Raw genomic sequence first — 20,546 nt, forward strand, 5'->3', positions numbered from 1 at the left:
ATTAAATTTCAGGGAATTCGAACTTTCAAAAAATGTTGTAACCAGTCCTTGAAAAAAGGATTTCACTTTCTTGAAACCTTATTAATGCCAGTAGAGGGAACTGGACTCGAGGGACCTTCTGGTTATAAGCTTGGTATTTCCATATGTCAGATATTTATCAACGGTTGATTAACCATCATAAATCATGTTATTACAGACTTTTAATCCATATAAATTTAAAAATTAATAACTTCATCAAGTGCTTCATCAGCATCCCGGTGCATAAAATTAGCTTGATAATTCAAGGTAGTTTTTAAATCACTATGACGATAGAGCTTTTGTAACATTAATGGATGAATTCGATCGCCAGCAATATTACCAAAGCTATGCCTAGCAATGTGATTAGATAAGTTTTTTTCGATTCCACATTCCGTGGCAATTAGCTTTAAGCATTTATTAAAAACCTTCGTAGCACTTTTTGTTTTTATATAAATTTGTTCAGCATCCTTAGGATTGGTATTTCTTAAAAAGGGGAATACAAAACCTTTATTAAGGTGTTTCTCCTTTTTGTAATAATTTAAAATTTTTTCCGCTTTCAAAGGAATTTTAAGGCTGAGTGCTTTTTCATTTTTGTTCATCACATAATAAAGACGATCGTCCTTAAAATCAGACCACTTCATTTTAACCACATCGGAAATACGAATTCCTGCGAAATAAAAAGAAAATAACCATATGTTGTGCGTATGCCAGATAGAAGTATTTTCCTCCAATTTCAACTGTTCAATTTTCTCAACCTCTTCTACGCTAAGTCCTACTTTATTACCAGAACCAATTCTAATTTTTTCCTTATCTCCGGCAAAAGGATAATATTTTTGATCAATAATTCCTTGCTTAATTGCTAAATTAAACAGGGTTCTAATTAAAATAAGCTGATTAGTAATAGTTCTGGTTTTTTGTCCTAAATAAGAATAGCAAAAGGTTTTGTATTTATTAATGAATACTTCATCGATATCTCTAAAAGAAAGAGCTTTACTTTTTTTGAAATGCTCTACCCCATCCATCCATACATATTTATTACGACGAGCATTACTGATACGTTTCAATCTGCGTTCCTTTATATCCTCAATGATCGCTGACTTCCTTTTAGTCCTTTTAAAGTTTAAAAATTCTTCAATATTATACAGTATAGATAAATCACCTTTTGCAACTGAGAATATCCCCCTCTCATATTTTTCCATTATACGTTCAGCCGCTAATTCAAAAAATGATTTTTGCCCCCTGGCTCCCTTTAATTTTTGCTTGATCTGTTTTGGAGTAACACGATCTTCAGAGTGGAAAAATAGGTTATTAGCCTCAACCATTTTCTTCATTAAAAAAATGTTGAGCTGTTGCGAGTTTGGATGACTTTTCTTAGCCATTCCAGCATTGTTATCCCAATCTTTCTCAAAAACATATTGTCCGAGCCACTTGTAATTAGTTTTATAATTCTCACTAATTCTCAGTGCTAAAGGAATTCTTCCATCTTTTCGAATCATATTCTTCCTTAAAACTATCTTTATGCTAGCCATAACTATTTAATTTTGAACTTTATAAAGATAAATAATTAGTTTAAAAACTAGTACAGAATAAGTACAGAATAAGTACAGAATCACTTGATTTTAACAGAATTCAATTGATTGCAAAAATTACGTATTTAACTGATAATCATATATTTTAACGGTTTTTAATCTATTTTGAATAACTACTTGTCGATGTTCATAACCCGGAGGTCCCGAGTTCAAGTCTCGGTCTCGCTACATCAAAAACAGGGATTTCGAATTATCGGAATCCCTGTTTTTTCTTCAGGTACAACTTGGATACTACGAATCAAAGATTAAGAACCAATTCTATCCAAAAGGACAGATAAAAAAGGTCTGAGGAAACTATTTGATAAAAAATCACCCTGGGTAAAATTCGGATTATTCCAGACAGCTCCTTATTATTTAAGCTCAATTCCCATTGTCCAAAAAGAAGTTTAGGAATTTCACATCAATATTTCCCCACCTACCATGGGCTCCAATGAAAGTCTTTCCAAAAATTCTATGGAATAGTAACCCATTCAGTATACGGATGAAACAATTTTGAGTCATAAAAAGTGACAAAGTCAATCAACAAGAATAACATAGGCCTATTAAATCATCTTACAAAAGCTGTGATGAAATGGCGCAGCTCTTTCATTTGGATCTGAGAAATTTGGGATAGCGATTTGGTCCTAGAAGCATTTAAAATTTGATTCTAACTATTTAAAATGGCTTTGAGTTAACCGTTAAAGCACATTGCGGCATTTTCTTTTTAAATTCATTGAGTTTATCTTCATCAAGCTTTTGTGGTGCTATAAAAAGTGCTTTCAAGTTATTTAATTTTGTTAAGGCTTCTAACCGTTCACAGGAAATATAGGTAGACCCAAGATGCAACAATTTAAGCGTTTGAAGTTGTGCCAGGACGGGTATTGATTTATCTGTAATTTCCAGATTTTTCAATCGCAACTCCCCTATATAGTCCATATTCAGCAAACAAGGAATCCCGGCATCATCTATTGGATTACTATCCAGGTCTAAGCGTTCAATACGCTTGATACGATTTGTGATAAAGCAAAGTTCCTCGTTAGTAAAATATTCATCCTTGAGATTCATATGGTCCATTCCTTCGGGAATATTCTTTAGCCCATTAAAGGAAAATTTAGTTTTCCAGAATCGCTTCTCTTTTTTACTGAACTTCATGGCTTTGGGGAAAATTTTAATAATTTTTATTACAGATCCCAGAAGGGAACCTCAGGTGATGTTTCCACTAATTTCCTGGATATTATCTACAGATAATATTTTGCATTTTCCAGGAATGGCAAGGAATAATTAAATTTTCAGAGGAGTAAAATACTGATTTCTCCTTATGATCTTTCATAAATCCTGAAGATAAAAAATCGAAAGGTATTTATATTATTTCTTATCAAAATAAGTGCTAATTCCAAATAACTTCATCTAATTAAAAGGAATGATATCAATCCCTAAGCCATGAATTAGGTACCGCCCTATAATTAAGGGGTACTTGAAAATTACGTGGTCAATTACATCTTTGTAATTTTCCTTATACCTATAAGTCCTCCAGCCAATCCCCCAATTGCTGCTCCAACCCCAAAACCGGTAATGGCCGCAACCCAATGGGAACTTGCTGAAAACTGGCCAAAATCAGCAACCGGAATACTGCCATAGGCGATAAGATAGGATAAAACTCCCAAAGCAATTGCTGTTAACGCAGCCAAAATCAACGCCTGCCTTAAAATAATTGGATGATAGATAAGCTTGCCTTTAGGATTCTCATCGGAATATCCGACAATCAGATCTTCTTCCCTTTTAATTGCTTTATTTGCTTTTTTCATTGCTGTAGATTTTGAAGGGTATCTTTTAATTTTTCCTGCGGGATGGAATCATTCACTGATTCTGCAGCAACTTCCTTATCATCTAAAGGAAAAGGGGCAAGATACCTGTCTATTTCCATTTGTACATTTTTAGAAACCTGGCTACTATCGCCAATTATCCAGCCAAAATTCAAAATTGTTTCCTGAGGACCTGTGGGAAAAGGTTTGACCATTTTTAAATAATCTTTTACAGACTGTGGAAATTCCTCCGAATCTACCAGCAGGATTGGTCCGTGTTTTCCCATATGGCCCAGCACAGCGGCCGGGATAGTGGCCAAAACATTCTCTGCATTAGAAAAAATATAATTATGTCCTGCCTGGGCTAAGCCCCAGCCAAAACCTCTTGGCTTCCAACCCCATGCCCAGCCAAAATTTCTACCAAAGTCTTTGTATCCGGCATTGGTAGTATTGGTAGAAAAGACATCATCTCCTGCAATACGTCGCACCAAACCGAACTCTCCTAGTTCACGGGCCACTTTATCAGAAATCACATCAGAACCACCGGTAAGGTACATATAGGCTCCATGCTCACCATACCTTCGTTTGAGCAATTTTTTAGTTGCCTGGGGCACGCTGTCAGTATAGACCCATGCGAAACCTCTACCCATATGTGCATTCCAGCCCATGGCTCCCATTCCGTGTTTTATACCATCTGGATGATCTATAGAAGAAATAACCACTTCATCAGGATGATCTGCTTTCATTGCTGCTTGCCAGCGATCTAAAAGTTCAGCCAATTTCACAGGGTCTTCCTCATAAAAGGTTCGAACATTATAATTCAGTTCATTTTCGATTCTTTCTATTTCACTCTCTGGAATATTAATGGCATATACCTGTTTACGCTGATCCTGCATCACCCCATCGGGTTTTAAACGCTTCATTTCCTGGAAGGTCCTGTCGGAGATCTTTCCATCTTCCCCCAAAAACAACAGTGGAGCGTTTACAGGCATGTGAGTTATCCGATGCATTGCGGTAAATGCGATTTCTTCATCCATAGGAGTTAGGATAATGGCTCCAACAGCATTGTCCTCTCTTGTGGCGGCATAAACAACATTGGTAACCAGCAAGGAAACAGTTTCAGGATCACTACCCGGCAGGCGGGTGGTATACGCGGTGAAATTAGCTTCCTCCTGCAATGGCAGCTGGGATTTTAAAGGTGGTCCTTCAGATTTTCCGCAGGAAGCCACAAGAAAAACTATAAAAATTACCGGGATAAGTTTACTTTTAGCGATTTCCATGTTTAATTTCTTTTCTTATCATTAACCAATTAAAAGGCCATGCCACTACAAAGCCTGTAAAAGAAGCAATCCACAATGTTCCAAACCAGAGGATGTCATCTTCTGCCGGCATCATGGGCAGATGGGTCATCATAAACCACCAGGTAAAGGTCATCATCCCTAAACTTACCATGGTCATACTTATAAAAGTCATTTTAAATGATTGTTTAATAAGCAAACTATCTTTCATTTCCATCATCGTCTCTTTCATAGGATAATGAACCATTAGCGCAGCCACTATAATGGCCCCCAGATACATGATAATCATCATTACAGGCATTCCCGCACCTAGCCAAAATACACCTTCGCTAATTCCTTCTGAATAAAAAATCGGAAATCCAAAATAGGCTAGCAAATATCCAATGGCGATCATCAATGGAGCCCCATAACCGAAGCCCATCATCGTAGCAGAAGCACTTTGAATGTTCTGTGGCCTCAACCAGCGCATCATGCCATCCTCCTTGTAATAAGGTCTTCTATAGGCATTTAAATACAATATCACTCCTAAAACAGGAAGAACCATGGCTCCCATTGTCCAGGCAATTTTTACTGGAATGGATACCATTTGTAGGGTATAGGAAGAATGGACCATAATAAATAGCCCCCCTGCAATCCCAAGGAAAATAAAAATGATGACCAAAACCTCCAGGGGACCAAGTGCAACTGGACCCAAGGTAGGGTATTCTGATTTCTCGACAGAAAAATCCATTCTGCTCTGAGCTTTATAGCTCATACCCGAGGTAACCACCCAAAAATGACGGAATGGTCCCTCAGAAGGTGTGACGAACCAGTCTGCTCGCTGAGACCAAATATAGGTATCCGTAATTGCCGGGAGACCACCTTTTTCATCAGTGTACAATACCGTAGCTCCATTACTTTTGGCTAAAGCCAAAGCGGCCAGAGCATCAATAGCTCTAGAAGGAGTAGCCATTAAAAACTGGAAGTAGCCAGTTTTTCTACCTCCAGTTCTTCCCCAACCGAATTCTGTTTTATTATCCCTGTACCGGGCCATCTTTACGGCCAGTGCGGCAGGATTATTCGCCGTAATTCTTTCATAGTCCTTGACGGACCCCAGATCAGATGTTGAGAGTAATTTCTTTGGGCCTATCACAAACACCTTACGGTTTTTTAGAAGGTCTCCATTGTTTCCTATATCATCAGCAAAAATAATGGGAGAACCATAGTATTTTGCATAAAAGATCGCCGGAAGTGCCCATTCCAAAGCTTCCACCGTTCCCGAAGGAAGAATGATCACATGTTTAGAGTCTGGATTGACGGTTATACTGGATTGCACAAATTCTTTCCAGTTTTCAGGTGTCGGTACAAAGTCAGCCGTTTGAGCTTCAGAATACGGAACGGCTTCTTTTATTTTTTCATGAATCTCTGCCGCTGAACCGGACACATGAGTGGTATTCTTCAAATGCGATATAAGACGGCCTTTTTCAGGATTGTGATCAGGTTTAACTAATCCAGCGGTTTCTACCCCTTCCATTAGTGTTAGGATAAGACCAAAACCAATAACAATAAAGATAAATAAGGCTAAAACAGGATAAGACCAGCGTATCATAATCGTTTTTTAATGTAAAACATGAATTAAAATCCAAATAAATCCAAATAGGCCTATAGATCCATGTAAAATGGCCACCCACTTTGGAACGTTTTTATGTCTTAGGTCACGAGAAAACATATAGATCCCCACTATAGCCGCAACTGAAAAGATAACGAAGCTATCCCAGTGCTTATGGGGTTCTTTAGTGGTAAGGGCATAGATAAGGATTAAAAGAATCCCCAAAACAGCAAAAGTGCCATGTGCCAATACAATACTCTTTGGTGGATGTTTTTCCTGCAGCACATAGGTTAATAGATATGCCCCTAAAAAAACAGCAAGAGTAATAAGAATAATAGCTGTAATTACCATAGTTTCTTAATTCTCGGGATTAATTTTTCTTTTATCTAACGGCGAAAAAGCAGGGCCTTCTATCACTTCCCCAGTTGGCTTGAACCGGCTACCATGACAGGGACAGTCCCAGGTCTTCTCTTCATTATTCCAGTTTACAATACAATCCATATGGGTACATACTGCAGATGCTGCACAAAGTCTTCCCTCTTGATCACGGTGAACTGCCCACTTCTCATCGTTCATCTCCACGATCTTGCCTTCTCCTTTTTTTACATCAGAAAAGGCCTCCTTATCGGCCTTTCCAGGAATATCCTTTAAATATTCCTTGAGCACATTGAGATTCTCCTTTATAAAAGGTTTGGCAGATTTAAGAGGAGTAAATCGCCTGGCTTTATAAATCTCTGCCCAATTATTTTTGGCTCCAGAAAGAAGATCCCTAAAGATCATTGCCGAAACCACTCCATAGGTGAGCCCGTCGGTAGAAAAACCGGTGGCCAGGTAGATATTATCATCACTGCTTTCTCCAATATATGGCAGACCGTCTGCAGGCTTATAATGCTGTGCAGACCATTTGTACATCACTTCTTCAACATCATAATTTTTCCTTAGGTTCTTTTCAAGATCTCCAAAATAATCTTTCTTAGGATCCTCTTGCCCTACTTTATGGTGGTAACCGACAGTAATTAAGAATTTACCTTCCGCAGTCTCATAAGAACGCAATGAGGGATGTGCTTTGGACTCGGTACTCCAGAAGATTCCATCTGGATATTCTCCTGTCTTCAATTTTGCTGCCAGCGCATATTCCCTGTGGGGATAAAGTGCAGTCTGAAGCGCATAAACTCCTTTAGGTGTATGTGTGGCCAGAATAACCTTATTTGCCTTAACCTTTCCACTGGGAGTATGGAGAATATGCGGAGATCCTTTCTCTATGTGATATACAGGAGAATTCTCAAATATTTGGCACTGCTGGACATCTATGTTCTGGGCCAGTCCCGCCACAAATTCCGCCGGATTAAACTGTGCCTGATTCTCCACCTTTATTGCAGAATGGATAGGGAAAGGCAATGGAAGGGAATTTTGTTCCTGCACTTCCAGCCCCAGATCAAGCAGTGTTTCTTTAGTTTTTTCGAGAATCTCTTTTTCTTCTCCTGTTTCGGTATATAACACCCAGGGTTGTCTTTTAAAACTACATTCAATGGAATATTTTCGGATTATATCTTCTATAAGATCTACAGCAGCTGTGCGAGATTCACTAACCTTTGCAGCTGTTTTCTTATCGAATTTTGCCTGAATATGGTGCAGACGGTTATCAACCATGGTGTATAAATTGCCAGTAGAACCTGCTGTGGTCCCTCCCCCAATTTCCATACTTTCCAAAACAGCCACTTTTATTCCTTTCTGGGCTATAAGATAGGCACTGGTTATACCCGTTATTCCACCACCTACTATGGCCACTTCAACTTCAATATCTTTCTCTAAAGTTGGATATTTAGGATTAGAGGCTTTTGCTTTCCAAATAGACTCTGTCATTGTACTTCATTTTATTAAATATTAAGTTCCATTGTCATTATAAAAATGACTTTGAATATTATTCTGAGAATAAATTTAATAACCAACTAATGTATAATTGAGTTATTAACAAACTCTAACATGAGTTTAACTTGATTTTTCAAGAAAATCAGTTTCTAATTAAGAATAAGTTTAAAAATTATATAAAAAATGAAATCCCAATAGTATTTAACTAACCCTGGTAACGCTTACCTAGCTTCCCTTACAAAGATTCCTTGCAGCGCAAAAGGCAGCACCAAAAAGTGGACTTTCTTCATTAAGGATAACATTTACCGGTATCCGCTTCAAAAGCGGGTTCATTCTGTCCGATTGCACAAAATGATGCTTAAATAGCTCTTTATTTGTGGTATCGATAATCTTAGGCAATATGCCTCCACCTATAAAAACACCTCCCATAGCCTTAAATTTCAAAGCCATCTGGGCTGCTTCTGTAGCCAAATAGGTCACAAATAGCTCCATGACCTCACCACAAACTTCAAAAGCTTCGTCCCTGGCGCAGTTGCTAATATTAGCAGCCGGATCGCCCTGGCTGATCCGATCTAAAATTTCTGGGTCGCTTATGGTTCTGAAGTCAACAAGAAATTCATAGATGTTTACGATCCCAGGACCGGACAAAATTCGCTCCCAACTCACCTGGTCGTATTTTTTATGTAAGAATCGCCAAAAATGAAGATCTAATTCTGATCGTGGACTGAAATCACAATGACCTCCTTCTGAAGCAAAGGGATGGTAGTGGTGTCCATTCCAGTAAAGGCCTACTTCTCCAAGACCAGTACCGGGCGAAATTATCGCGGCATTACCTCTAATCCATTTTCCTTTTTTAATTTCAACTAAGTCCTTATTAGTCAATACAGAAAGTCCATAGGCATTGGCTTCCATATCATTTATCAGAAAAACTTTCGAAATCTTCAAGGCCTTGGCAATATCCAATTCATCCAAAACCCAGGGAAAATTGGTCCCTTCTACCCTGCCGTTTATTACAGGTCCCGCTACACCAAGGCAAAGGCTTTCTATTGAAGGTAAATCGGAGGAAATAAAATCCGTCATAATTTCAAGGAAAGAAGACCAGTCATTTGTCTTATAGATCTGCTGTTTTAGAAGATTCAAAGCATTATCTTTAAATTCAAATAAAGCAAGGTTGGTTTTCGTACCGCCAATATCGCCCGCTAAAATCACACCTTCACCTTGAAAAGTTTCCTTTCCCTGAAACGAGAGCGGCATATAAAAATCTTGCGATTCATTATTAAATGCTATTTTTCCTTCCATAGCGCTTCCTTTTTATACTCCATCGATGAATATCCGAATCAAAGCCTGCATTTGAACCTATTGAAGATAATAATTTGTATTCTGAACGGGAGAAGAGGCTTGTTAAATCTTGTAAAAATTGTATTTTAGGAAACCTTAAAACTCTAAATAATGCTAAAAAAGCAACTTGGAAATACCAGTATTTCAGCACCACCAATAATATTTGGTGGTAATGTATTTGGATGGACCTTAAATGAGAGTGAATCTTTTAAAATGCTGGATGAACTCCTTGATAAGGGTTATGATATGATTGATACTGCCGATGTATATTCCCGATGGGCAAAGGGTGTAGAAGGAGGTACTTCAGAAAAGATCATTGGGAAATGGATGAAAGATCGAGGAGTGAGGGATAAGATGATCATAGCGACCAAAGGAGGTTCCAGCATGAAACAGGGTGGTCCTAAAAACACTTCTAAGCAATATATATTAAAGGCAGCCCAGGAATCCTTAAAACGACTCCAAACCGATTACATAGACCTTTATTTCACCCATTACGATGATGGAATAACCCCGGTCGGAGAAACCCTTGAAGCCTATCAGGAACTTATAGATGCCGGGAAGATAAAACATATAGGGGCTTCCAACTTTTCCCATCCAAGGTTACAGAAGGCAATAGATGTCGCAAAAGAAAAAAAATTGCCCCGCTACCAGGTGTATCAGCCTGAATATAACCTCATGGCCCGGGAAAATTTTGAGAATTGGGGAAGGGGTTTTTGTAGAGAGAATAATTTGGGGGTCACCCCATACTTTGCTCTTGCCAGTGGATTCTTAACAGGAAAATACCGGGAAACGGCAGATTTTGAAGGAAAAGACCGCAAAATGTTTACTGAAAAATACCTAAATGACCGGGGGCGAAAAGTTCTGGAAGCCCTCGATAAGATCTCCAAGGTGCATGAGGTATCCCAGGCTGCTGTAGCTCTGGGCTGGTTAATGCAAAGACCGGGGGTAGATGCTCCGATTGCAAGCGCTACAAAATCAGCTCATCTGGATGCCTTCAAAGAAGCCATTGACCTCCAATTAACAGGAGACCAGATGAATTACCTCTTAAAAGCCTCTGAATATTAAAGGAACAAGCGATATACTTTCAGGGGCACCCTCCTGAAAATAAAAGAATCTTCTCAATGGACTTCCTTGGTTAAGGCTGCCAGGGATACCGTGTCTTGTTCTCCGGTTTTCATATTCTTCAAGGTAAATTCTTCCTGCTGCATTTCTTCGCCTCCAGCCAATACGACAAAGGGGATATCTCTTTTATTGGCGTATTTCATTTGTTTATTCATTTTAGCAGCATCAGGATATAGTTCTGCAACAACTCCCTTCCTCCTTAATTCAGTTATGGCTTTCAAGGCATATAAGGATTCTTCTTCCCCAAAATTAATGAATAAAACCCTTGTATTCTCCGTGACGGTTTCTGGGAAAAGCCCTAATTCTTCCAGTACCAGATAGATCCTGTCCAGTCCAAAAGATATGCCTACTCCGCTCATATCTTTTAAGCCGAAGATACCTGTAAGGTCGTCATAACGGCCTCCTCCTCCAATGGATCCCATTTTTACTTCCTTAGGGGGTGCTACCTCGAAGATGGCTCCTGTATAATAATTAAGCCCCCGGGCCAGGGTAACATCAAGACTAAGTTTAGCCGATCTCAAAGGCATAGCAGCAATGGCCCTTTCAATAAATTCAAGTTCTTTTATTCCTGTCTTCCCTACCTCTGATGTGCCTAGGATATCTTTTATACCCTGTATTTTTTGACCAAAATCACCTTTAAGACTGAAAATCGGTGCAATCTTTTCCAGGGCGCTTTCCGCAATTCCCTTCTCGCGCATTTCCTTTTTAACCCCTTCCTCTCCTATTTTATCGAGCTTATCCAGGGCAACCGTAAAATCGATGAGTTTATCCTGCTCTCCGATCACTTCAGCAAAACCGGTGAGTACTTTGCGGTTATTAATCTTAATCGAAGCCCCTTTCAAGCCTAAGGAGTCGAAAACGGCATCATACAGCTGAATGAATTCCACCTCCTGCCAAAGACTTTTACTCCCCACAACGTCCGCATCACATTGGAAAAATTCTCTGAAACGTCCTTTCTGAGGCCTGTCGGCACGCCAAACCGGTTGAATCTGATAGCGTTTGAAGGGAAAGTCAATTTCATTTTGATGCTGAACCACATACCGGGCAAAAGGTACGGTAAGATCATATCGCAAGGCTTTTTCGCTTATGGAAGCAGTGACTTTCTGACTGTCTTTCTGCTCAAGGAGATTTACATCAGTCTTTTTTAAAAAATCTCCTGAATTGAGAATTTTAAAAATTAAGCGATCCCCTTCTTCTCCATATTTTCCCATCAGGGTATCGGAATTTTCAAAACTCGGCGTTTCTATGGGTTGAAATCCGAAAATTTTAAACTGTTCTTTTATCTTCTCGAAGATGTAGTTTCTTTTAGCAACTTCAGCAGGAGAAAAATCCCGGGTTCCTTTGGGAATGGATGGTTTTTGTGCCATAAATTATTTTGCTGTAAAGCCTTGAATTAATTTTTTACTGGTTGCAAATATCTTAAATTTTCAACGAACCCAAATAAATTTCAATTTTAAAGTAACAAAAGGATGTTCCCTGAGTCTAATCCATTGCATCATAATTCTAAAATATGTTTGGCCTGCTAAAAGAAAACATCAGGATCGCTTTCCATTCTATTAAAAGTCAGCTTCTACGAACCATTTTAACTGTGCTGATAATCGCTATTGGAATTACCGCATTAGTTGGTATTTTAAGTGCTGTGGCCGCCCTGGAAAATACTATAAGTAGCGATTTTGCTTCTATGGGAGCAAATACCTTCAATATTCAGCGTTATGAATTTAATTCCCAAAGGCGTGGTGGAGGAGAAACCGAAAAAATAAATCCTATTATAAGTTATAGAGAGGTTCGACAATTTGAACAAAATTACGATTATCCTTTCACACAAACCTCGGTGTCTTTCACCGGTACTGGAACTGCAGAAGTAAAGTATGAAAATGAAAAAACCGATCCTGAAGTTTCTGTACTTGGGGTCAATGAGAACTTTTTAACCAATAGTGGCCTCAATGTTGAAACCGGGCGGGAACTGAATGTTTTCGATGTTAGGAACAACAGCAATGTCGCCATACTTGGAGCTGATTTTGTAAAGGAAAAAGGCTTGTTCAAAGGGGCTGATCCCGTTGGAAAAACAATTAGTGTACGAGGAGCGAAATTCAGAGTTATTGGAGTTTTAGAATCAAAAGGTTCCACCTTCGGAAATAATCAGGATCTCAGGGTATTGATACCGATTCAATTGGCCAGATCTCTTTTTACCCAACCCCGGATAAATTACAATCTAAGTGTTAAAGTAGAAAATAAGGAATTCCTGGAGGCAGCCCAGGAGGAAGCTATCCTCACTTTTAGAAATGTAAGAAAGCTCAATCCTATGGAGGAAAACAATTTCGGGATCGAAAAGAGCGATGATTTGATAAACAGAATCTTCTCCATTACCAGTTATCTTAATATAGCTGCCTGGATCATATCGATTATTACCATTTTTGGATCTTCCATCGCACTGATGAATATAATGCTTGTAAGTGTGACGGAACGAACCCGGGAAATCGGAGTTCGAAAAGCTCTTGGCGCCAAAAGCAAAACCATTGCCACACAATTTTTCATGGAAACCATTATAATTGGGCAGATCGGCGGCATACTGGGAATTTTATTAGGAATACTGATCGGTTTTGGGGTGTCAGCGGCAGCAGGATTTGATTTTACCACACCCTGGATTGCAATGCTTTGGGCCACGGCAATTACCATATTGGTGGCCATCCTGGCGGGAAGTTATCCTGCGGCAAAGGCCGCGAAACAGGATCCTATAGAATCCCTGCGGTATGAATAATTACCAAGGAATTGAAATTAATTGACCACCTTCTCAAAATAGGAATATAATTCGCCTTTGGTAATATTGGCTCCTTGTTGAATAAGTGCAAATATATCCTTATTACGATCATCGCTGATGGCCTTGGTGGAGGTATAAATATTGACCGAATCATCAAGGAGATTTCCCTGAAGCCAACGATATCCTTCCCGGGTTCTTAGATCTATTGCTTCATTTTCAATTTTAATAGCCACAAGATTAATCGTTGCGGCCGTAATATGAAAGAGAAATAGCTGATTAGGAGAGAAATGCTCCAGGTATTCCACTTTATTTAATACTCCTTCCCAAACCAGGTCACTAAAAACATCAAGTTCCTGTTCAGCTACGTCAGGTTTATTGGTTTTGAGTTCCTGCCATTCTTCAGCAGTAATAGATTGACTTGCCAGAAAATTAATAAATTCCTGGTGCATTTCCTCAAATTGTTCCTTGGTTAAACGGGCGTACTTCATGATCAAATATAATTAATAGAGCTCCCAAATTCCGGGATTGGCTCGACCTGCAAATTCAAATAATTAGAAAAAACGCCTTTTTAAAAAGAGAGCGTCTCACTAAAATAGAAAAGCCCACTCATAAAGAGCAGGCTTATCCTTATACATTAAATAATTTAAGCTTCAGAGACTACGTCAAAGCTGAAGTTTACAATCACCTCACGGTGAAAACGCAAAGTAGCTTCATATTGTCCTAAACGCTTGATGTTACCACCTGCGATGCTAATATATTTCTTTTCGATTTCCACACCTTCCTTAGCCAGTGCATCGGCAAGATCGGCGTTGGTAATAGACCCAAATAATTTGTCACCAGCTCCTGCTTTAGCAGTGATCTTGATTTCCAAACCATTTAATTTTTCAGCCTGTTTTTTGGCTTCGTCTATGTGTTTTTGTTCTTTATAGGCACGTTGTTTCAGGGTTTCAGCCAACACTTTTTTGGCTGAAGGAGTTGCAAGCTGTGCAAAGCCCTGAGGAATTAAAAAGTTACGTCCGTATCCGTTCTTCACTTCTACCACGTCATCTTTAAAGCCTAAATTATCTACGTCTTTCTTAAGTATCAATTCCATAAAACTGCCTTTTTTATTTTAATAAATCACCAACGTATGGCATTAGTGCCAAATGACGGGCGCGTTTAACGGCAACAGCCACTTTTCTTTGGTATTTCAATGAAGTACCTGTTAAACGTCGAGGTAACAACTTACCCTGTTCGTTTACAAAACTCATTAAAAAATCCGGATCTTTATAATCTATATATTTAATCCCAGATCTTTTAAAACGGCAATACTTCTTGGTTTTAGAAGTTTCTATGTTAAGCGGGGTAAGATATCTGATCTCCCCGTCTTTTTTTCCTTTTGCTTGTTGTTCAATAGAGGTAGCCATACTTACGCTTTTTCTTGTTTACGGTTTCTTCTTTTCTCAGCCCAGGCAACAGCGTGTTTATCTAACTTAACCGTTAGATAACGCATCATGCGCTCATCTCTTCTGAAGGCGAGTTCCAAAGGCTCTATAGCCTCACCTGGTGCCTGAAATTCAAATAAGTGATAGAAGCCACTTTTTTTGTGTTGGATTGGATAGGCCAGTTTTCTAAGCCCCCAATCTTCTTTTGATATCATCTTGGCACCTTTAGAAACAAGAAATTCTTCGTATTTCTGAACTGTCTCCTTTATCTGCTCATCAGATAAAACGGGATTCAAGATGAAAACAGTTTCATAATGATTCATATAAAATAACTTTTAATTAAATTGGCTGCAAAAGTAGAATTATTATTTCTATTTTCAAAGCCCTACACCATAGATAAAATGCATTTATTCCTGATGAATGTGCGCTTTAACTTGTTATTAATAAATTTAATGTTTAATATTGTTATTACTTAACCTAACTGACTGTGGAAGAAATTTTACTCAAATGTGCTGTTGTTGATGATTCCAGTTTACAAAGATTATCTATTGTAAAGCTGATTAGAGATCACCTGAATTTAAAATTGGTGGCTGAGTATAATAACGCCATCGAAACAAAGAACGGTCTACTGGACACCGAAATCGATCTGATTTTTCTGGATATAGAAATGCCTATTCTTTCTGGCTTTGAACTCCTGGATGACCTACCCAATAAACCTCAGATCATATTTGTAACCGGTAAGACCCAATACGCGTTCAAAGCCTTTGATTATGACGCGGTAGACTATATTCACAAACCGGTCACCAAAGAACGTTTCAACAATGCGGTAAATAAGGCGATCAATCTCTATAAACTCAAACATCAGGTACCGGTTAATCCCGAGGATGAAGATTTTATTTTTGTAAAGAGCAACCTAAAAAACAGAAAGGTTTTTCTCAATAAATTAAAATACATACAGGCCCTGGGGGATTACGTAAAGTTTGTGACTGAAAAAGAAAATTTTGTCGTTTTGGCAACAATGAAGTCTTTCGAGGAGCAATTACCCAACGACAAATTTCTGCGGACTCACAAATCCTATATCGTTAATTTAGATAAGATTGAACGTTATAATAGTAAAAACATCGAAATAGACAAGCAACAACTTCCCCTGAGCAGGCATAAAAAAAATGACCTGGTAGAAGCTTTAAGCCAAATCCATTAATTCCTTTACAAGGCTAAATTTTTGATTCAGTATTAACAGGGAGTCCCACCCTTATTATACCGGGTCAACATTGACCACCACTCTTACCCCCCTGAACGCCCCTATTGCCTTAAAACTCAAAAGGATCCTATTGGCTACAGTCTTGGTTTTATCCAGGCTCTGATGCTGAGGTATTTTTAGAAGTATATTTTTATAATATTCATTGCGAATACGGGCTACAGGAGGAAATTCAGGGCCCAAAACAAACTCCCCAAACACATTGGTGAGCGATTTTGCCAACCAATCCGCTGCCGTATTATTTGTGGAATAATCCCTACTCTTCAGGGTAAACCGGATGATACGGTAGTATGGTGGATACTTGTAATTATAGCGCTCCTCCAGTTGTTCTTTATACATTGCCTTGTAATCTCCCGTAGAGACTTGCTGGATAATCTGGTGATTCGGATTGTAGCTTTGGATCAGCACTTTCCCCCTCTTTTTTGTTCTTCCTGCTCTTCCGGCAACTTGCAGCATCAACTGAAAACTTCGCTCATGTGCTCTGAAATCCGGAAAGTTTAGCAGGTTATCAGCATTCATAATCCCCACAAGGTTTACGTTTCGGAAATCCAGACCCTTGGTAACCATCTGGGTTCCCACAAGAATATCTATTTCCTCCTGCTCAAAAGCCTTAATAATTTTATCAAACCCATACTTGCCCCGTGTAGTATCCTGATCCATCCTTGCTATTTTATGATCAGGAAATAGTGCCTTGAGTTCAGTTTCTATTTGTTCTGTTCCAAAACCTTTTGTCGAAACATCCATACTATGACAGGCCATACATTTTTGCTGCATTGCAATATGATAGCCACAGTAATGACAGCGCAACTGATTGTTATGCGAGTGGTAGGTTAAACTTACATCACAATTCGGGCACTGCGGAGAGTGTCCGCAGGAATTGCACTCTAAAATTGGGGAAAAACCACGACGGTTTTGAAACAGGATTACCTGCTCTTCCTCCTTTAATGTTGCCTTGATCTCTTCCAGAAGCCTATCTGAAAAATGACCGGTCATTCGTTTCTTTTTATACTGAGCCTTAAGGTCCACGATTTCAATCTCAGGGACCAGCACATCGCCAAACCTTCTATTGAGTTCCACAAGGCCGTATTTATGATGCTGAGCATTAAAATAGGATTCCAATGAAGGTGTAGCCGATCCCAAAAGGATGTTCGCCTTAAAATAGGAAGCTAAAACTACTGCGGCATCCCTTGCATGATATCTGGGAGCCGGGTCAAATTGTTTGAAGGAGGACTCGTGTTCTTCGTCTACAACTACCAAGGCTAAATTGCTAAAGGGAAGAAAAACAGCCGACCGAGCCCCAATGATAACTTGCCCGGAACCTTGATGTCCAATGATTTTGCGATATACTTCCACTCGCTCATTGACCGAATATTTGCTGTGATAAATAAGGACCTGATCACCAAAATAAAGCTGTAAGCGTTGGATTAACTGGGTGGTCAGGGCAATTTCTGGAAGCAGGTATAAGGCTTGTTGACCAGCACTGAGCACCTCTTTAATGCATTGAATATATATCTCGGTTTTTCCCGAGGAGGTAATCCCGTGCAGCAATCCGACCTTGTTTTCAGCAAAATGATCTTTTATTTCCTTATAAGCTTTTTGCTGGAATTGGCTAAAAACAATTTCCTTAGAAGTGGTTTCTCCAGAAAACCCCAGCCTATCGACCACCTGGTTGAATTCTTCCAGAATACCTTTATCTATAAGGGCTTTTAAGGTACCGGGAGAGGCTTTGCTTTGTTTAAGGAGATGTTTTGTTTTCAATGGTTTTCGGCTCTTGGCCGTTAGACTGAAATAGGTCAGCATAATTTCCCGCTGACCTGGCGCCCTGTTTAACTGATCCAGCAGTTGGTGCATAGCACCTTCTTCGCGGTAATTTTCACTTAATTTGACAAACCGGGTTTTCTTGGGCTTGTACTGTTGGTAGATTTCCTGATTCAACACCAGGAATTCTTTTTCTATCAACTTGTTGATGATCGGTAATACTGATTTTTTATCCAGTAACTTCATTACTTCCTGAATCTTCATGGAAGATTGCCGTTGAAGGGCTTCCACAAGGAGGTATTCTTCGTCATTTAATTCAACCTGGGACGGAAGGTCTTTATGCCTTAATTGAATCACCCCCTCACTCTCCAATAAAAAAGCGCCAGGAAGAGCTGCGCGAAGTACATCCCCTTCCGCACACATATAATATGAAGAGATCCAATTCCAGAATTTTAATTGATATCTGGTAATTATGGGTTGATTATCAAGTATCTGATGTATAGGTTTGGCCTCATAGACCTCAGGTGGTCTTTGATGAATATCAGCGGCAATTCCGGTATAAATCTTCGATTTGCCAAAAGGAACCGCAACACGCATTCCCGGCAGAAGGAATTGAGCTTCTTCCTTTGAAACCTCATAGGTGAAACGCTTATCTAAAGGCAGAGGAAGGATTACATCAATAAAATGGGGCATCTACAGCTGGATTTGAATAATTATAAGGAAATATAAAAATAAAAAACCATCCTAAAATAGAATGGTTTTTTGTCAATTTGTTATAGGATGATTAATTGGCGCGTTCCCAGGTTTTGGTTTTATAGAAAAAAGCAACGTAACCTCTTACATTCAGCTTATTGGGATCCTCTTCATCCAACCAGATCTTTCCTTTATATTCTTTCCCCGATTTGGGGTCAATTAAAATACCACCTGTATAGTGCTCCCCATCTTTCTCGAAACCACTGATAACCTCAAGTCCTTCAATAGGTTTATCCTTGAGTTCTCCACTACATTTATCGCAGGTTTGATCACGGTCTTCCTCTTTCATTATCCGTACTACTTTTCCAGCAACCTCGCCGCCCTCCTGGTAAATTTCTATGATTGAATTTACTTTTCCGGCATCATTAGTTACTTGCCATTTTCCGAAGATGCTTTGTCCCTGCATCTCGAAACAGCTAAATAAAGTACACATGCAAACCAGTAACAGGTTAAAATTTATATTCATAGCATTTTTTTATCCGGATATTATTTTCCCAGCATTCCTTTTTTTAGGTCTTCATCGGCAGGCTTATCGGATAACCAGATGCCGAATAAGGCCCGTTTGAATTCCAGACCCTTAATATTACCCGATTCCTCTCCATTTTTATAGACCGTTACACCTTCCTTAGGCAGGTAAACGATATCAAAAACATCTTCTTTATTGATCTGGTCTTCAAAAAAGCTTTTAAATTCAGCGATTTCTGAAGAAATGGGAGCCGTATTTCCATCAGTAGCATTCTCAAAACCCTCATTCACCGCATCGATCATTCTTTTACTGGTAATCATCTTGGAGACAATGTGCAGTTTGATAGCCATTGGCCTGTCAGCCTTCATTATTTCTGTGGCATTGGTCGATTTTGTTTGTAGATACAGTCCCCCTACATACATATCCATCCAGAATTTTTCCCGTATCCCGGCACCATTGAGCATTAATTTATCAGAACCGTATTCAAGGGTATTTGGTAGGCTTACCCCACCGATTTCAGTTTGAGCCTGGCCTATAGAGAGACTGAAAACAGCAAGGCATAAAAGGATTAAGTTTTTCATTTTGTGATTTATTGATTAAAGTTATTTAAAATTTTTTTTCAATTTTATTAAAGAGGCGTTAAGTTCGAAACCCAACAATAAAATATTTGAATTTATCCAAATATATACCATTAGAATTAACAGGGCTCCAATGGACCCATACAACTCATTGTAAGAAGAGAAATTTTCAATATACAAACCAAAAAGGTACGTGGTAAGCAAAATAAGAATGGTGGTGAAAAATGCTCCTATTGAAAAGAACTTCGCCTTCCGGGCTTCTTTGGTTCCAAAATAATATAGTGTAGCCACCCCTATGTAAATCAATAATACAAAAGCACTGTATTTTATAAGTTGTGCCCCTGCCCCATCCTTAGCCACAAAACCCATGTCATTAAGATCATCTAAGGCATAAGTCAGGTAAACAGCCAGTATAACTGTTATGAGCAACAACAATGCCATAATAAGAGATACTCCTACAGCTATGATGTATTGCCTTATGATAGATCGATTAGTATTGGTATGGTAGGAAAATTCGAACCCGGTAAAAATGGCATTAACCCCGTTGGTCATTAAAAATATGGATAAGATAAAGGCTACCGAAAGAAGTCCTCCGCGTGGGGTGTTAGCGATATCCAGAAAGATATCATTAAAAAACACCGAGGTCTGTGGCGGCAAAAGTGAATCCATGAAAATTAAGAACTGAAGCTGAAAATCATCAATGAATTGAATATATGGGATCAGGTTCAACATAAAAAGCAAAAAGGGAAATAAAGCCATAAAGAAGCTAAAGGCTATGGCACTGGCTCGGGTAGAAAATGTGCCTTTTACAATGCCCCCGGAATAAATCTCCCACAGGTCATAAAGCGTTAAACCATCTAAACCCGGTAAAATAATGCTCTTGGTTTTATTCTCCCACCAATTTGAAAATTGCTCCAGTTTAGATTTAAATGCTTTATCAACAGCCAT

The 20,546-nt window shown here is 38.9% G+C and carries 20 protein-coding genes; 3 read left to right on the plus strand and 17 right to left on the minus strand.

Features of this window, described 5'->3' with window-relative positions:
• Positions 1-215: 215 nt before the first annotated feature.
• The 8 genes from ACW6NC_RS04490 to glk all read right to left on the minus strand — a co-directional run bounded on the left by ACW6NC_RS04490 (position 216) and on the right by glk (position 9,442).
• Positions 216-1,547 (minus strand): site-specific integrase, encoded by a 1,332-nt coding sequence (locus tag ACW6NC_RS04490; protein ID WP_075327075.1) that lies wholly within the window; start codon positions 1,545-1,547, stop codon positions 216-218.
• Between the two features lie 714 nt (positions 1,548-2,261).
• Positions 2,262-2,738 carry a hypothetical protein gene (locus ACW6NC_RS04495; protein ID WP_457863937.1) on the minus strand — a complete coding sequence of 159 codons (477 nt, stop codon included), beginning with the start codon at positions 2,736-2,738 and terminating at the stop codon, positions 2,262-2,264.
• A gap of 341 nt (positions 2,739-3,079) precedes the next feature.
• A complete protein-coding gene (locus ACW6NC_RS04500) occupies positions 3,080-3,391 on the minus strand; it encodes a hypothetical protein (RefSeq protein WP_457863938.1) in 312 nt (103 codons plus the stop codon).
• Positions 3,388-4,668 carry a hypothetical protein gene (locus ACW6NC_RS04505; protein ID WP_457863939.1) on the minus strand — a complete coding sequence of 427 codons (1,281 nt, stop codon included), beginning with the start codon at positions 4,666-4,668 and terminating at the stop codon, positions 3,388-3,390. Before ACW6NC_RS04505 ends, ACW6NC_RS04500 begins: the two co-directional genes overlap by 4 nt.
• Positions 4,655-6,274, minus strand: a complete 1,620-nt coding sequence (locus tag ACW6NC_RS04510) for a DUF4396 domain-containing protein (RefSeq protein WP_457863940.1) — start codon at positions 6,272-6,274, stop codon at positions 4,655-4,657. The genes ACW6NC_RS04505 and ACW6NC_RS04510 overlap by 14 nt, the downstream gene beginning before the upstream one ends.
• Positions 6,275-6,283: 9 nt before the next feature.
• On the minus strand, positions 6,284-6,625 hold the full coding sequence (locus ACW6NC_RS04515) for a hypothetical protein (protein WP_457863941.1): 342 nt from the start codon (positions 6,623-6,625) through the stop codon (positions 6,284-6,286).
• Between the two features lie 6 nt (positions 6,626-6,631).
• Positions 6,632-8,137, minus strand: a complete 1,506-nt coding sequence (locus ACW6NC_RS04520; protein WP_457863942.1) for an FAD-dependent oxidoreductase — start codon at positions 8,135-8,137, stop codon at positions 6,632-6,634.
• 231 nt (positions 8,138-8,368) lie between these two features.
• Positions 8,369-9,442 (minus strand): glucokinase, encoded by a 1,074-nt coding sequence (glk, locus tag ACW6NC_RS04525; protein ID WP_457863943.1) that lies wholly within the window; start codon positions 9,440-9,442, stop codon positions 8,369-8,371.
• Positions 9,443-9,592: 150 nt separating this feature from the next.
• Between glk and ACW6NC_RS04530 the strand changes: the two genes are divergently transcribed.
• Entirely contained in the window at positions 9,593-10,546 is a 954-nt protein-coding gene (locus tag ACW6NC_RS04530; RefSeq protein WP_457863944.1) for an aldo/keto reductase, read from the plus strand.
• Between the two features lie 53 nt (positions 10,547-10,599).
• Here the strand turns inward: ACW6NC_RS04530 and hisS are convergent, their stop codons facing one another.
• The gene (gene hisS / locus ACW6NC_RS04535; RefSeq protein WP_457863945.1) at positions 10,600-11,970 is read right to left on the minus strand and encodes a histidine--tRNA ligase; all 1,371 of its coding nucleotides are present in this window, start codon (positions 11,968-11,970) and stop codon (positions 10,600-10,602) included.
• A gap of 143 nt (positions 11,971-12,113) precedes the next feature.
• Between hisS and ACW6NC_RS04540 the strand changes: the two genes are divergently transcribed.
• Complete coding sequence (locus ACW6NC_RS04540; protein WP_457863946.1) at positions 12,114-13,361, plus strand: ABC transporter permease; 1,248 nt, start codon at positions 12,114-12,116, stop codon at positions 13,359-13,361.
• Positions 13,362-13,378: 17 nt separating this feature from the next.
• Here ACW6NC_RS04540 and ACW6NC_RS04545 read toward each other — a convergent pair whose 3' ends face one another.
• From ACW6NC_RS04545 to rpsF, 4 genes are all read right to left on the minus strand, one after another.
• Complete coding sequence (locus ACW6NC_RS04545; RefSeq protein ID WP_457863947.1) at positions 13,379-13,849, minus strand: DUF6495 family protein; 471 nt, start codon at positions 13,847-13,849, stop codon at positions 13,379-13,381.
• A gap of 155 nt (positions 13,850-14,004) precedes the next feature.
• Positions 14,005-14,454: a 50S ribosomal protein L9 gene (gene rplI, locus ACW6NC_RS04550; RefSeq protein ID WP_457863948.1), complete on the minus strand. Its 450-nt coding sequence runs from the start codon at positions 14,452-14,454 to the stop codon at positions 14,005-14,007.
• Between the two features lie 13 nt (positions 14,455-14,467).
• On the minus strand, positions 14,468-14,767 hold the full coding sequence (rpsR, locus tag ACW6NC_RS04555; RefSeq protein WP_013071549.1) for a 30S ribosomal protein S18: 300 nt from the start codon (positions 14,765-14,767) through the stop codon (positions 14,468-14,470).
• Positions 14,768-14,769: 2 nt separating this feature from the next.
• On the minus strand, positions 14,770-15,108 hold the full coding sequence (gene rpsF, locus ACW6NC_RS04560; RefSeq protein ID WP_457863949.1) for a 30S ribosomal protein S6: 339 nt from the start codon (positions 15,106-15,108) through the stop codon (positions 14,770-14,772).
• Positions 15,109-15,272: 164 nt separating this feature from the next.
• Between rpsF and ACW6NC_RS04565 the strand changes: the two genes are divergently transcribed.
• Complete coding sequence (locus ACW6NC_RS04565; RefSeq protein WP_457863950.1) at positions 15,273-15,986, plus strand: LytR/AlgR family response regulator transcription factor; 714 nt, start codon at positions 15,273-15,275, stop codon at positions 15,984-15,986.
• A 54-nt stretch (positions 15,987-16,040) separates the two neighbouring features.
• On the opposite strand, the gene priA is transcribed toward ACW6NC_RS04565, so the two are convergent.
• The 4 genes from priA to ACW6NC_RS04585 all read right to left on the minus strand — a co-directional run bounded on the left by priA (position 16,041) and on the right by ACW6NC_RS04585 (position 20,546).
• A complete protein-coding gene (priA, locus tag ACW6NC_RS04570) occupies positions 16,041-18,494 on the minus strand; it encodes a replication restart helicase PriA (RefSeq protein ID WP_457863951.1) in 2,454 nt (817 codons plus the stop codon).
• A 91-nt stretch (positions 18,495-18,585) separates the two neighbouring features.
• The gene (locus ACW6NC_RS04575; protein WP_457863952.1) at positions 18,586-19,020 is read right to left on the minus strand and encodes a DUF2147 domain-containing protein; all 435 of its coding nucleotides are present in this window, start codon (positions 19,018-19,020) and stop codon (positions 18,586-18,588) included.
• Between the two features lie 20 nt (positions 19,021-19,040).
• Positions 19,041-19,601, minus strand: a complete 561-nt coding sequence (locus tag ACW6NC_RS04580; protein ID WP_457863953.1) for a chalcone isomerase family protein — start codon at positions 19,599-19,601, stop codon at positions 19,041-19,043.
• 21 nt (positions 19,602-19,622) lie between these two features.
• Positions 19,623-20,546 carry a YihY/virulence factor BrkB family protein gene (locus ACW6NC_RS04585; RefSeq protein WP_457863954.1) on the minus strand — a complete coding sequence of 308 codons (924 nt, stop codon included), beginning with the start codon at positions 20,544-20,546 and terminating at the stop codon, positions 19,623-19,625.

The sequence above is a fragment of the Salegentibacter profundi genome, from assembly GCF_054121475.1.

Coding starts and splice junctions, on each gene's coding strand:
- ACW6NC_RS04575 (WP_457863952.1), bottom strand. CDS start 19,020: ATGAATATAAATTTTAACCTGTTACTGGTTTGCATGTGTACTTTATTT.
- rpsF (WP_457863949.1), bottom strand. CDS start 15,108: ATGAATCATTATGAAACTGTTTTCATCTTGAATCCCGTTTTATCTGAT.
- priA (WP_457863951.1), bottom strand. CDS start 18,494: ATGCCCCATTTTATTGATGTAATCCTTCCTCTGCCTTTAGATAAGCGT.
- rpsR (WP_013071549.1), bottom strand. CDS start 14,767: ATGGCTACCTCTATTGAACAACAAGCAAAAGGAAAAAAAGACGGGGAG.
- rplI (WP_457863948.1), bottom strand. CDS start 14,454: ATGGAATTGATACTTAAGAAAGACGTAGATAATTTAGGCTTTAAAGAT.
- ACW6NC_RS04585 (WP_457863954.1), bottom strand. CDS start 20,546: ATGGCTGTTGATAAAGCATTTAAATCTAAACTGGAGCAATTTTCAAAT.
- glk (WP_457863943.1), bottom strand. CDS start 9,442: ATGGAAGGAAAAATAGCATTTAATAATGAATCGCAAGATTTTTATATG.
- ACW6NC_RS04545 (WP_457863947.1), bottom strand. CDS start 13,849: ATGAAGTACGCCCGTTTAACCAAGGAACAATTTGAGGAAATGCACCAG.
- ACW6NC_RS04495 (WP_457863937.1), bottom strand. CDS start 2,738: ATGAAGTTCAGTAAAAAAGAGAAGCGATTCTGGAAAACTAAATTTTCC.
- ACW6NC_RS04530 (WP_457863944.1), top strand. CDS start 9,593: ATGCTAAAAAAGCAACTTGGAAATACCAGTATTTCAGCACCACCAATA.
- ACW6NC_RS04505 (WP_457863939.1), bottom strand. CDS start 4,668: ATGGAAATCGCTAAAAGTAAACTTATCCCGGTAATTTTTATAGTTTTT.
- ACW6NC_RS04540 (WP_457863946.1), top strand. CDS start 12,114: ATGTTTGGCCTGCTAAAAGAAAACATCAGGATCGCTTTCCATTCTATT.
- ACW6NC_RS04510 (WP_457863940.1), bottom strand. CDS start 6,274: ATGATACGCTGGTCTTATCCTGTTTTAGCCTTATTTATCTTTATTGTT.
- ACW6NC_RS04500 (WP_457863938.1), bottom strand. CDS start 3,391: ATGAAAAAAGCAAATAAAGCAATTAAAAGGGAAGAAGATCTGATTGTC.
- ACW6NC_RS04490 (WP_075327075.1), bottom strand. CDS start 1,547: ATGGCTAGCATAAAGATAGTTTTAAGGAAGAATATGATTCGAAAAGAT.
- ACW6NC_RS04515 (WP_457863941.1), bottom strand. CDS start 6,625: ATGGTAATTACAGCTATTATTCTTATTACTCTTGCTGTTTTTTTAGGG.
- hisS (WP_457863945.1), bottom strand. CDS start 11,970: ATGGCACAAAAACCATCCATTCCCAAAGGAACCCGGGATTTTTCTCCT.
- ACW6NC_RS04580 (WP_457863953.1), bottom strand. CDS start 19,601: ATGAAAAACTTAATCCTTTTATGCCTTGCTGTTTTCAGTCTCTCTATA.
- ACW6NC_RS04520 (WP_457863942.1), bottom strand. CDS start 8,137: ATGACAGAGTCTATTTGGAAAGCAAAAGCCTCTAATCCTAAATATCCA.